Here is a 13,389-nt window from a genome sequence, read left to right on the forward strand (position 1 = left end):
AACCAGGACTCTCTTACGATTGCCCTGGTTAAGGCCATCACATCAACCCCCAGACCCTGACTGCATTGCCAGAAGCAGTCGCCAGCATTTTGCCGTCCGGCGACCAGGCAAGGGCGAGCACCGGCGTATCCAGTTGTAGCTGCAACAGCGGGACCTGGTCGCGTGTAGGATACCAGATAGTGAGCTTGCTATCGTCTCCACCTGTTGCCAGAAAACGACCGTCTGGCGACCAGGCAAGTGCCCGCACTGCTTTGGTGTGCCCATGCAGGCGCATAGGCATATCCTGGCACTGCATCCCAAATTGCCCCTGCACCTGTTGCTGGCACATCAGACCATTGTTCCACAGCCGCACGATGCCATCGTCTCCACCAACTGCCAGCTGCGAACCGGTTGGTTGAAATGCTAAAGCGCGCATTGGTACCGGCGCATCCATATAAAGCCCATGCAGCTCCTGGCCATTGGTCGCATTCCAGACACGAACAACTCCACCAAGCGATGAGGTTGCCACCGTCTGCCCATCCATCGCCCACGATGCCGATTCGATAGGCTGCGTATGCAACATGAACCGGGTGAGTGGCCGGTAATTGGTCGTATTCCATACCACCGCCTTTTCGTCAAGCGAGCCGGAAACCAGGTAGAATGGAGCTTGCGCAGACCAGGCCAGGGCCGTTATCGCAGCTGTATGCGTATGGGTAGAACGAGCCAGAAGCGCGCCTGTTGACGAATTCAGGAACGATAACTGGTTGAGCGCCCCGGCAGCGAGCCGCCGTCCATCCGGCGACCAGGCAACAGCCCGCACAGGACCGGCCTGCTTGCTCTGAAGATGTACAGCTCCATCGAGTCCCCAGGTGAATAATCGAGCATCGTTCGCGCCGCTTGCCAGGATCATGCCATCCGGCGACCAGCTCACACAACGCACCGGCTGCTGGTGTTGCGAAAATACCAGTAATGACCTGAGTGTAGTGGGCAAGGCCGGTTTTGTGATGGCGGTAGGCGTCATGCCAGTTCGGGCAACTTGCTTTACAGCAGGCGGACTCAGCAGCATTGTTCGATAGGCCGCGTAACCCAGGCCCGTTGTACCTAGCGCCAGGGTAGTTCCTGCCAGGATTAAAAATCCCCTGCGCGTCCAGCGGCCTTTTTTCTTTTTTACCACAGGAAACGCGCCTGATGTATCTTTGTCCGGCAGCATAAAACTATTCGCATCTGCCAATGTTGGAGCAGCATAGAAACCTGGCGGCGAATAATCCGGCTTTCCGTCTAATAGGGCCGCCACAGAGCCATCGATTACATACGAATCGAGGGCAAATCTGGTACGAGGAGCAACACCACATGAAACCAGGCTCTTATCATCGGGTAACACCCGTCCCCCGGAGGCGTAACGCAGCATATAGACCAGCCTGTTGCCAAAGAGATCCGTTTTGGGCAACTTCAATTCTTCGATGAGAGCGGGTACAAGTTCAGAAAGAGGCACTTGAGCAGCTACTTCCACAGCACGTACCGCGCCATAGGCGTTCACTTCGATCAATATTTCGACCGTTTGCATATGTCTTCACACCCCTTTATCTCTTGCTATGTGTCAAAGTATACAATGTTGTCTCTTTTTTCTCAGCGATATGGGGCAAATAGGCTAGACAAATTTTCTGCAATACTTTTGGAAAATTCATGTCTTATCATAAGTAGTAGCTTTATTACTCATCATTTTGAAAAGGGAGAAACTTCATGCTACGCCGGTTGATACGTGTGTGCTGCCTGTGTATTCTCATCTGCAACTTCCTGGTTCCTACCGCAATCAGCACTGCCAGTACCAAAATCACTTACCAGCAGCAGGCATCCGGCGATTTTCCAGTCGTTGACCCTGACTACATCTATAACCAGCTTTTTTACATGGCCACACACTTTCAACACCGCAGCGCGGGCTACAATGTCAACCAGGGGCATGACCAGTTTGCCGCTTACTGGTCGCAGGAAATGGCGCGCAATCTACAGGGTTTCGCGCCACAGGTGCGGCGCGATTATTTCCCGATAGATGGGTGGAAAGGCGCCCCCGCGACCGTGCCGGCATTCAACGTGGAAGTCAGCGTCCCAGGGATCACACATCCAGAGCAGGAGGTCGTGATCGGTTGCCATTATGACGGCCAGCTCAGTTCGACGCAGTCGGCCAACGATGATGCCAGCGGCTGCGCTATCGAATTAGGGGTAGCAAAAGGATTGGCCGCCTACTGGAAAAGCCACCACGTGTATCCGGCGCGCACGCTGCGTTTTGTCATCTTTGACGCGGAAGAATCGGGATTGAACGGCTCATTTTATTATGTCGATAACACCGTCAATGGCGATATTCATACTATTGTCGCTATGATCAATGAGGAGCAGAATGGCATTGCTTACCCGCTGCGTTACCTGGGCCAGCTATCAAACCCGGTGCTGCCCCTCTACATTTTCACGTCGCCGTTGCAAAACAACGATTTCTACCGGGGACGCGATAAACTCACGCAGCAACAGCGCGACAACATCACCCTGTTTGACGCCCTGATGCAGGAGGCAATTACCGCCTCGTTTGCACAATTTCGCGCAATGGGATACCAGATGCTCAGCTATCACGGCAGCAACCACCAGGATGTCTTGCAGCCTATCTTCACGCCCGATCAATACAATAACATTCAAATGCGGGAGGATAACCTGGCGGGCAGCGACGAGGTGCCTTTCACGATAGCCGGTCTGCCCTGCGCTACACCGGTCGGGAACTTTACCTACTATGATAGCAACCCGCCGCCATGGTCGTATCCTTACGATCAACCGACAGATACGATTCAATTAATGAATACCTTTGCCGATGGCAGCTCTCTGCAATCACAGGCCCTGACCTTAGCGCTCGCGATGCCGGGAATGCTGACGACGTGGATGCTCAGCCGCCCCGAAATTCTCGGCACAGCCAGCCTCGATCAGAACCCGGTCGCGGCAATCAGTGATGTTGGCGCGACGAGAGTTAACCGCCCTCTTGCATTAGATGCCAGGGCTTCATTTGATCCTAACAGCAACAATAGCAGTGATTTAAGCTACGCCTGGAATTTTGGCGATGGCACAAAAGCGACGGGTATTGCCGTAACGCATACTTTTAAAGCCGCCGGAAATTATACCTTGACCCTGACGGTCAGTTCGCCCACCGGGAAACGCACCATCAGTAAGCAATTAGATGTAACGACGCAGCCAATCGCCACTAATCCGATACATCTCAACCAGGATGGCAAGCCGCCTGCTAATCCAGCGGTTATGCTGCCTGTTCCCGATAATAGCCTCTCCGATAGAGTAGCGCTGGCATCCACTACGACAGTGCCAATTCCATTGCCAACTACTCCTACCGTGCAACCGGTGGGCTTTTACATCGGTCTGGGTGTTCTGATAGTGATCTTGATAATTGGCGCAGGCTTAGCAATAGTCAGGATGAGAAGAAAGCAAGCTGCTTAGCATATTTATACTCGAGCCTTTCTTGAACCCGTTCAGGCTATTGAAACAACTGGAGAAATTTGGATGTAACAGCTACGCAGCTCGCTATATATCGGTTGGTTGCTCATACTTACACCCGGCTTTTTCAGGAAATGATGCATGATTTACAGGGCTTCGGGCCGCAGCAGCGGCGTGACAATTTTACGATTCGGGGATGGCAGGGCCGTCCGGCGACTGTTCCAGCATTCAACATAGAAGACCCCACCGCCGGGGTCTGGCACTTTCTGGAAAGCCTTCATGAGACATGCACTTCTACTACATGCTGCGTGGTAGAATAAAACCAACGAAGGATACACTATCTCATCGAAAGGGATTGAAGATATGCCAAGGCCCATCTATGTGATTGGACACAAGAACTCCGACCTGGATTCTGTTGCCTCGGCCTATGCCTACGCGCACCTGTTACGAATGCAAGGAGAAGAAGAGGTTATCGCAGCTCGCAACGGCAGTTTGAAGCCAGAAGTGAGCTTCGTCCTTGAGCGATATCACGTCGAACCGCCGGAAGCGGTTGATGATGTGTATCTGCAGGTGCGCGATGTTATGCGGCGCGGCGTCATTTGCGCCTATCTCGACCAGCCAATACTGGAGGCCGGTCAACTGCTTCAGGAGCATCAACGCCGTTCTATGCCCGTTGTTGATACTGAGAATAAAGTTCATGGCATTATCGCCACCGAAGATTTTGCGAAATTGTTCTTTAACGATCTCGACCCGCAATCCGTTAATCGCATCCCGCTCAATCGCCAAAACCTGGCCTCAGTTCTCAAAGGCAGAGTCCTGGTAGAGGGAAGGCGCAAGCTGGGGAATCGCGTGCTTGTGGGAGCGATGCAGGCCGAAACAATGGCCGATTATATCGAGCCTGGCTGCCTGGTCGTACTGGGGGATCGCGAGGATGCCCAGCTAAAGGCTATCGAATGCGGCGCCGCCGCGCTGGTGATTACCGGAGACCTGCTCGTCTCTGAACGAACGCTGCGAGAGGCCCGCAGGCAGGGAGTGATGGTCATCAGTACCGCGCATCACACCTTTACCGCCGTGCGCCTGATTAATCTGAGTATTCGAACGCAGGATATCATGAACCGCGAATTTGATTCGTGCCACCTTGAAGATCAGGTAAGCGAAATACAAAACGTACTGGCGCGCAGGCGTTCGCTACCCGTCGTAGATGGAAAGGGAAAACTTGTAGGATATCTCTCGCGTACCGATCTCATTAATGCTCATCCTAAAAAGGTCATACTCGTCGATCACAATGAGCGCTCGCAGGCGGTAGATGGTATCGAGGAAGCCGAGTTGCTGGGCATCATTGATCACCATCGCATCGCCGATGTTCATACAAACAAACCCATCATGTTCCGCGCCGAACCGGTTGGTTGCACAGGTACAATTATCGCCGGCTTGTATGCCGAAGCGGGCGTCGATATTCCTCGTGAAGTAGCGGGTCTGTTACTGGCCGGCTTATTATATGATACACTGATCCTGCGTTCCCCCACCTGCACGCCACGCGACGAGCGCATTGCCGCAATTCTGGCCGAGGTCGCGGGCGAGGATATCGAGCAGTACGGCCAGGAGATTTTCGCAGCTGCCGCCACCGATCTCAACACGCGCTCCGCCGAAGCATTGCTGACCTCTGATTTCAAGGAATTTAGCGTTGGTGATACAAAGTTTGCCATCGGGACAGTCGAGACGGCCAGCCCAGGAGCTATAGAAAAGCGTAGCGAGGAGCTGTTGCAAACCATGCACAAACTGGCACAGGAACGCGGTTACAGCGTTTTCCTCTTCATGATCGTAGATATCATTAATATGGTCTGTCACCTGTTAATCTGGGGTGGAGAGCGAGCAGTCGCTGAGATATTGGGTGTGCCTCTTGAGGCAGATGGACATTCGGTCGTGGTAGAAGGGCTTGTTTCACGTAAGAAACAACTGGTTCCATTGCTGCCCCGTATCCGTGGCGCAATGTAGGATATCCTGGACGCAATGTAACAAGCGTACACTTTTTATGACCTCCTATAAACGTCCTTGATGTAGCCGATTTGTTTTTCTGTTACCAATCCACTTGTCAGAGGACAAACACTATGCTAAACTATGGTTCGACTCAGTCACCTTTTAAGAGGTCAATATACGTTACTGTACGCTCATTGAAATTGGCACAACACGTATATTACGAAGGTCACTGCTGACCTATTTATCATCTTTTGGTATGCCCAAGGAGGACATTTTCTGACGTGAGCAACTATATTATTATCCCCTTCGTGGTAGGGGTACTCGCGGTCATATTTGCAATCTTGCTTGCAAGATACGTGCTAAGCAAAGATACTGGCACTCCCGCGATGCAGAAGGTCGCGGATGCCATTTTTAAGGGCGCTATGGCGTTCCTCAACCGGCAGTACCGCACAATTGCTATGCTTGCGGTTGTCGCTGCCATCATCGTCGCCCTGGTACTCGCGGCGCTGGGGCAGGGTGATGCCGCTGCTCGAATCAGCCTGGCATGGCACACAGCGATCGCATTCCTGATCGGTGCATTCTGTTCTGGCGTCTCCGGTTACATCGGCATGTACGTGGCCGTAAAATCAAACAGCCGTACCGCCAGTGCCGCCACGCGCAGCCTTGGCGAGGCTCTCATGGTCTCCCTGCGTGGTGGCGCAGTCTCCGGCTTCCTGGTGGTTGCCCTCTCACTGTTGGGAGTCTCGGCAGTTTTCACAGCTTATGGCGGCTTGACCAATCCAGAACTGGCACCTTCCCTTATTGTTGGATTTGGTTTCGGTGCCAGTTTCGTTGCCCTGTTCGCCCAGCTTGGTGGTGGCATTTATACAAAGGCCGCTGACGTGGGCGCCGACCTTGTTGGTAAGGTAGAAGCAGGTATCCCTGAAGACGACCCTCGCAACCCCGCAGTAATTGCGGACCTGGTTGGTGATAATGTTGGCGACTGCGCTGGCCGTGGCGCTGACCTCTTCGAGTCCACCGCTGCCGAGAATATCGGCGCGATGATCCTGGGTGTAGCGCTTTACCTGGCCACCAAGAACGTTGGCTGGATACTCTTCCCGCTGGTTGTTCGTGCGTTCGGCCTGATTGCTTCGGGAATAGGCTTGCTCTGGATTCGTCCTTCGGTAGTAATTGAGCCCGACAAAGCAGCCGGCAAAGACCCCGGTGAGATCGCAATGCAGCAGCTGAACATCGGCTACTTCATCACCTGCGGCCTCTCTGTCATTGGCGTCTTCCTGGGTAGCTACCTCTTACTGGGTGGCGTGGGAGTAAGCAGTTCTAACGGCCTTCCCCCGTGGGTCTGGTTTGGCCTTGCCGGCACCGTTGGTATTCTGCTCAGTATTGCTTTTGTGTACATTACACAGTACTACACAGCAGGTACATGGCGTCCCGTCCGTGAAATCGCTGCCGCTACCTTAACCGGTCCTGCCACAACAATTATCACCGGTATCGCTGTTGGCTTTGAATGCGTTGCCCTACCCGTGCTGGCCATCTGTGTGGCACTTGGTCTCTCCTTCTTCTTTGGAAGCCAGGTGACGCTTAACACCGGCAGCCCAATTAACGTTGGTGGTATCTTTGGAACAGCCGTCGCCACCATGGGTATGCTGATGAGCTGCGCCTACATCCTGGCGATGGATACCTTCGGCCCCATCACCGACAACGCCGGCGGTATCACCGAGATGGGCGGTCAGGCCGAGTCCGTGCGCGATATTACCGACGCGCTCGACGGAGTTGGCAACACCACCAAAGCGCTGACAAAAGGCTATGGTATCGGTTCGGCGGCTCTGGCTGCTTTCCTGCTCTTCAGCGCTTACCTTGATGTACTCTACTCGTATACCTGCCCGGCTTCTGCTCACTGCACCGCAATCCAGAAGGCAACGGTGTACAGCGTGAATCTGACCAATATTCCGGTGTTCATCGCAGCCTTGATCGGTATTACGCTGATCTTCTTCTTCAGCGCGCTTGCTATTCGCGCCGTGGGTGCGGCGGCAAAACGTATGATCGAAGAGGTACGCCGCCAGTTCCGCGCGGATCCCAAGATCATGGCCGAGGATCCAGCCGACCGTCATGACCCGGACTACGCCAGGTGCGTTGATATCAGCACTCGCGGCGCGCTGCGAGCTATGGTCCTGCCAGGCCTCGTTGCGGTACTGACTCCCATTATTGTCGGGGTCGTTCTCGGACCGGAACCGGAGGCAGGATTGTTGATGGTTGGCACCATGGGTGGTATCGTGCTTGCCCTCTTCCTGAACAATGGTGGCGGGGCGTGGGACAACGCTAAGAAGTATATCGAGGCCGGTTACCTGCGCGTAAACGCCCAGGGTGAGATGGTTGATCGCCTGGATCCGAAGGGCACGGTGCTGGGTAAGAAGAGCGAGCCTCACAAGGCCGGTGTTGTTGGCGATACGGTTGGTGATCCCTTCAAGGATACGGCAGGCCCGTCACTGCACGTGTTGATCAAGTTGCTCAGCACGATCACGCTTGTGCTTGCTCCTCTTTATATCACCATACACCCGATTACAGTGGCTCTGCATTAGGAACCATCGCTTTGCAAAGAAATAAGCCCTCAATTCATCGTAGCGGTGAATTGAGGGCTTGTTCGTTGGCAGAAATCCGGTTGTTTGTACGCATGTCCTATTACTCTCTCGTGTTGTTTAATAGAAGTAGGGACAGGGCGTGTTGTTTTCTGGACATGAAAATAGCAACGATTACGGGCCAGATACCGTAAGAAAGAGGAGCGATGCAGCATCAACCATTCAGGAGTAACAGCCGGACTACCCCTCTGCTCTTTCTTCTGATTGTGGCGCTTTGCATACTGCTGGCAAGCTGCGACGTGAACATCAGCACAAGCGGCGGTGGTGGCACCAGCGGTAGCACTCAATGTCAGAGCAATTGCACAACAGGTTCAGGGGTCCAGGGAGTCAAGGTCTTCGTAGAACCGGATGCGGGCGAGAGTGTCGTGGTCAATGCAATTAACGATGCCCGCAAATCAGTGTGGCTGGAAATGTATCTTTTGAGCGATACGAAAGTGATTTACGCGCTTGAGGATGCGGCCAATCGTGGCATCGATGTACGCGTGATGCTGGAGCCACATCCCGTTGGAGGAGGAACCTCGCCATCTCGTACTATCGATGAACTGAAAGCCGCCGGTGTCAAGGCGCAGTATAGCGACCCCGAATTCGCGCTGACGCATGAGAAGGGTATGATTATCGATGGGAACACTGCCTTTATTATGACTTCCAACTTCACACGCTCGGCCCTTGGAGGCTACAGTGGCAGCAGCTACCTGGAGAACCGCGAATATGATATCATCGATACAAATACAAACGATGTGCAGGCCGTCATCAGCATCTTTAACGCCGACTGGAATCGCACCACGGCGCACTTCAACGATCCCAACCTTGTCGTCAGCCCCGTCAACTCACGCACCGATTTTAACACGTTGATCAACAGCGCCCATCATACGCTGCTGATCGAGGCCGAGGAGATGAACGACAGCTCTATCGAGCAGGAGCTTGTGAATGCTGAACAGCGTGGAGTACAGGTCAAGGTTATTCTGCCCGCTCCGCACGGGTCACAGAGCGACAGCAACAGCCAGGGCATCGATACGATCAAGCAGGGAGGCGTACAGGTCAAGGAAGATTCAAAGCTCTATATGCATGCCAAGATTATTGTGGTCGATGGTAAAACGGCTTTTGTTGGTTCGGAAAACATTTCCTCTGAATCACTTGACCAAAACCGCGAGCTTGGTATCATCGTTTCAGATGCGGGAGTGCTCAACACGTTACAAAGTACATTTCAGTATGACTGGTCGGTATCGCAGAGCGTTTAGCAGTTTTTTTCTTCCAGGACAGAATGTGGTACCCTAATAGCATAACCAGCAGATCAAATTACATGATAAGAGGTATTGTTTCTATGGTTACAGAGATAGCGCTTTTTACAGCAGTCCCGGGCAAAGAGGATGAACTGGGCCAGGGTATTTTGAAAGGGCTTGAAGTAATTCGCCAGCATCCGGGATGTATTTCCGCCCGTGTGGAACGCTGCATTGAGCAGCCAAGACAGTACATGGTCATCAATATCTGGACCTCGCTAGAAGCCCACATAGAGGATTTCCGGGGCGGCCCGCTCTTTACGCAGTGGCGCAGCAGTATCAATGGCCTTTTCGAGGGAGCTCCTGTAGTATCTCATTACCAGCCATTTTAAGCATGATAGTGCTATAATGCTGATAAGCAAAAGCTTATCAGGAGATGATATGAGAGACATGATAAACTATCCGCTCCTGGTTTCCTGAAAAAGAATATGACCCATGATTACACGAAATAATGACGGCGATTCACCCAACGCATTTTGACGAGCGAATACGGGATTTCTGTGACCAGAAGCGGACAGGCACGTAGTGCTGTCCCTACAGGATGCCCTCGCTGGAATTGCCAAAGTACTCTATAAAATTGTGTAAATAAGCTCCAGGAGAGTTTGCTATGCCCGAAATAACACCGGAGTCTGCCCAATTTGATAACCAGCCTGAAGTAAATGAGAACGATCTTTTTGAGCACGCCGGGACAAGCGATGAAGAATTGCTCGCCGCCCACGTAGCGCAACTGCGCCATCAGATCGAAGAGGCGAACTATCACTATTTTGTCCTGGATAATCCGACGCTGACGGACGCCGAGTACGACCAGCTGCTGCGAGAATTGCAGCGCATCGAACGGGAACATCCTGAATTACAGTCGCCGGATTCGCCCACCCAGCGTGTCGGGGCAGGCCCCGTGCAGGACGTGCCGCAACACCGGCATCCGGTGCCCATGCTAAGCCTTGCTAACGCTCGCAATGAGGAGGAGTTGCTGGCATGGCATAGACGCGCGCAGAGTATCCTGCCTAACGCAACGTTTGAATACGTCTGCGAACTGAAAATCGATGGACTGGCGATGGCGCTGACCTACGATAACGGGCGACTCAGTGTTGGCGCAACACGGGGAGACGGCATGATAGGCGAGGACTGGACTCCCAATGTACGCACAGTTCGCACTATTCCACAAAAGCTGCGCGGCGAGAAGATTCCTGAACGGGTAGAAGTGCGCGGCGAAATATATATGACCATCAAAAGCTTTGAGCAACTCAATGAAGAGATGAAGGATAACCGGCTATTCGCCAATCCCCGCAACTCCGCGGCAGGCTCGCTGCGACAAAAAGACCCCCGCATTACAGCCTCTCGCCACCTTGACTTCTTCGGCTACCAGATTGGTTACATACAGGGCATGGACTTCCATAGCCAGTGGGAGGCTTTGCAACTGATTCGCGAGTGGGGCTTTCCGGTCAACCCACACATCCAGAAAGCAAAAACCCTGGAAGAGGTCATGGACTATTGCAAAAAGTGGGAAAAGGAACGGTTCAACCTGCCCTACGAAATCGATGGGGTAGTCATTAAGATCAATGACCTGGTGCAACAGCAAGAACTGGGAGCGGTGGGACGCGATCCACGCTGGGCAATCGCCTTTAAATATCCGCCCATCCAGGTAGCCACGAAACTGCTCGATATTCGCGTGAATATTGGACGCACCGGTTCCGTGAACCCCTGGGCGTTGCTGGAACCTGTCAATATTCGCGGCGTGATCGTTTCTCGCGCAGCGCTACACAACGAGGGCGATATACAACGCAAGGATTTACGAGTGGGCGACTGGGTACTGGTACAACGAGCCGGTGAGGTGATTCCTCAGGTCGTCAAACCGATTGAGGAACGGCGCACCGGTCAGGAGCAGGTCTACCACCTGCCCGAACGCTGCCCGCTGTGCGATACGCCAATTGTGCGCGTTCCCGATGAAGCAATGGCCTATTGTCCAAATATCGAATGTCCGGCTCGCAATCTGGAGGGTATCATTCACTTCGTCTCGCGCGGCGCTATGGACATCGATACCATCGGCGAGAAGATGTGCGCGCAGCTCGTCGAATCCGGCCTGGTGAAAAACGTTGCCGATTTTTATAGCCTGACCCGCGAACAATTATTATCGTTGGAGGGCGTGAAGGACAAAAGCGCCGATAATATGATCGCTGCCATCGAGGCCAGCAAACATCGTTCGCTCTGGCGGCTGCTCTTCGGCCTGAACATCCGCTACATGGGCGAGAAGACGGCGCAAATTATCGCCCAGGCATTTGGTTCGATGGATAATCTGCTGGCCGCGAGCGAAGAGCAGATCATTGCAATCCCCGGTATTGGACCAAAAATTGGGCACAGCCTGTATCTCTGGCTGCAAGATGAGCGCAACAGGGCTTTGATCAAGCGGTTGCGGGAAGCAGGCGTGAACATGCAGGAAGACCGTCCGAAGGAGGCAACCGGGCCACTGGCGGGGCAGACGTTCCTGCTGACCGGGCGGCTCAACAGTATGACACGCCCGGTTGCCGAAGAGAAGATACAGCAATTGGGCGGCACGATTGCTTCGAGTGTGAGCAAGTCATTGAATCACCTGATTGTCGGCGAGGATGCAGGTTCGAAACTGACAAAAGCGCAGAAGGCAGGTGTGCCGATCCACGATGAGCAGTGGCTGATCAATTTGTTCAAGGAACATGAAAAGGAAATCACATCCCCGGCAGAGACGGCGAAGCCAGCAGACGATTGAGAAATGCATTGATGGTTTGCTGATCAACATTTCTTCCGATACGCGCCAGGAAAATGTTGGCCGGGTCCATGCGAATATTCGGCTCTGAGGTCAGGTACTCCACGAATCCGAGGGAAGCGAAGAGACGCGCGATGAGTTCCCGGTATTGAGAACTTCTGAGGCCGAGTCCCTCAGTATCCCAGTGCCAGGAGAGACCCATGGCGAGCAGGATCATGTTCTCCAGCTCTTCCTGTCCGGCGGCAAACGTTAATAAGCCGCGGGCGATGCCCTGCCGACGCCAGTTTGCGCTGACCTCAATCGCCGTCTCATAAACGTGTTCCAACCCGCTCCACCAGGCATCGGCGGGTGCAACCGTCACCTGGCCAACGATCTTGCGCGATGGCGTGTATGCCAGCGTCAGAGCGGAGTCTTCTCGCCTGGCAATATTCACCAGCAGTTGATGCTCGCGTTCTGGACGACGAGCGAAAGCCCGCATGCCATCATCGATCTCCAGGCTTTCGACGAGGCAGGCAGGACAACGGTTGCGCAAAAAGAGCGTACCTGCCTGTGTTTGAACCGTCTTCACATGTGGGGATGCGATGCCTTCGCATTCTGTAGGCACAAGCTGTCTTTCTTCGATCATAGCTCACCGTCTTTCTATGATGCTCTCAGGATGATGCACGTCGTTGTGGCATGCGCGTATAATTTCCCGCTCGCATCCGTCAGGCGCCCCTCGGCAGTGGCAACACGCCCACCGCTATGAATAACTTTGCCCTCGCAATAGACGACTCCGGTTTTGCTTGAAAGAGGACGCACATAGTTGATGTTAAGCTGGAGCGTGGTATAGCCGGTGCCGGCGGGCAGCGTCGAATGAATAGCGCAACCAAGAGCCGAATCAAGCAATGTAGCCGCCAGTCCGCCATGAACAGTGCCGATCGGATTGTAGTGATATTCTGCCGGTTCGGCGGCGAACACCACTCGCCCCTCACTCACTTCTTCCATCCACATATTCATCAACACTGCAATAGGTGGCGGAGGCATCTGTCCTGTTTGTAGCGCCCGCAGATAATCAAGCCCGCTCATGGTCTGACCGAGCTTAGCAGAGGGAGTTGGGTCTTCCCAGCTAATGGTGCGCGTGCGAGTTGTTTCATTGACATCACTCATGGATAGGTTCTTCTTTCGTCTTCACAAGGCTACCTGCTTTTCTCTCACAAAATAAATTTCAGACCGTTCGGTCTGAAATTAGTATAAGGTGGAGAAGCTGGAAAGTCAAGGCCAATTGACAGAAGAAGATACAGCCAATTCTGAGCAGGTAATCATGGTT

10 protein-coding genes are annotated in these 13,389 nt (G+C 53.5%); 6 read left to right on the plus strand and 4 right to left on the minus strand.

Annotated elements, in window-relative coordinates; all coding sequences use genetic code 11:
- Positions 1 to 37: 37 nt before the first annotated feature.
- Positions 38 to 1,543, minus strand: coding sequence for an EsaB/YukD family protein (locus tag VFA09_25305; GenBank protein HZU70616.1), 1,506 nt, complete (start codon positions 1,541 to 1,543; stop codon positions 38 to 40).
- Between the two features lie 176 nt (positions 1,544 to 1,719).
- Here VFA09_25305 and VFA09_25310 point away from each other — a divergent pair, with 176 nt between their 5' ends.
- Positions 1,720 to 3,462: a M28 family peptidase gene (locus tag VFA09_25310; GenBank protein ID HZU70617.1), complete on the plus strand. Its 1,743-nt coding sequence runs from the start codon at positions 1,720 to 1,722 to the stop codon at positions 3,460 to 3,462.
- 143 nt (positions 3,463 to 3,605) lie between these two features.
- Here the strand turns inward: VFA09_25310 and VFA09_25315 are convergent, their stop codons facing one another.
- Positions 3,606 to 3,740: a hypothetical protein gene (locus VFA09_25315; GenBank protein ID HZU70618.1), complete on the minus strand. Its 135-nt coding sequence runs from the start codon at positions 3,738 to 3,740 to the stop codon at positions 3,606 to 3,608.
- Positions 3,741 to 3,822: 82 nt separating this feature from the next.
- Between VFA09_25315 and VFA09_25320 the strand changes: the two genes are divergently transcribed.
- The 5 genes from VFA09_25320 (at position 3,823) to ligA (ending at position 12,086) form a co-directional block, all read left to right on the plus strand.
- Positions 3,823 to 5,454 (plus strand): putative manganese-dependent inorganic diphosphatase, encoded by a 1,632-nt coding sequence (locus VFA09_25320; GenBank protein ID HZU70619.1) that lies wholly within the window; start codon positions 3,823 to 3,825, stop codon positions 5,452 to 5,454.
- Between the two features lie 263 nt (positions 5,455 to 5,717).
- Positions 5,718 to 8,012, plus strand: a complete 2,295-nt coding sequence (locus VFA09_25325) for a sodium-translocating pyrophosphatase (GenBank protein HZU70620.1) — start codon at positions 5,718 to 5,720, stop codon at positions 8,010 to 8,012.
- A 203-nt stretch (positions 8,013 to 8,215) separates the two neighbouring features.
- Positions 8,216 to 9,307: a phospholipase D-like domain-containing protein gene (locus VFA09_25330; protein HZU70621.1), complete on the plus strand. Its 1,092-nt coding sequence runs from the start codon at positions 8,216 to 8,218 to the stop codon at positions 9,305 to 9,307.
- Between the two features lie 83 nt (positions 9,308 to 9,390).
- Positions 9,391 to 9,678: an antibiotic biosynthesis monooxygenase family protein gene (locus VFA09_25335; GenBank protein HZU70622.1), complete on the plus strand. Its 288-nt coding sequence runs from the start codon at positions 9,391 to 9,393 to the stop codon at positions 9,676 to 9,678.
- Positions 9,679 to 9,953: 275 nt separating this feature from the next.
- Positions 9,954 to 12,086, plus strand: coding sequence for an NAD-dependent DNA ligase LigA (ligA, locus tag VFA09_25340; protein HZU70623.1), 2,133 nt, complete (start codon positions 9,954 to 9,956; stop codon positions 12,084 to 12,086).
- Here the strand turns inward: ligA and VFA09_25345 are convergent.
- The gene (locus VFA09_25345; protein ID HZU70624.1) at positions 12,046 to 12,708 is read right to left on the minus strand and encodes a GNAT family N-acetyltransferase; all 663 of its coding nucleotides are present in this window, start codon (positions 12,706 to 12,708) and stop codon (positions 12,046 to 12,048) included. The genes ligA and VFA09_25345 overlap by 41 nt on opposite strands.
- Positions 12,709 to 12,722: 14 nt before the next feature.
- Complete coding sequence (locus VFA09_25350) at positions 12,723 to 13,229, minus strand: PaaI family thioesterase (GenBank protein HZU70625.1); 507 nt, start codon at positions 13,227 to 13,229, stop codon at positions 12,723 to 12,725.
- Between the last annotated feature and the right edge of the window lie 160 nt (positions 13,230 to 13,389).

This window comes from Ktedonobacteraceae bacterium, assembly GCA_035653615.1.
In the GTDB taxonomy this organism is placed as follows: Bacteria; Chloroflexota; Ktedonobacteria; order Ktedonobacterales; family Ktedonobacteraceae; genus DASRBN01.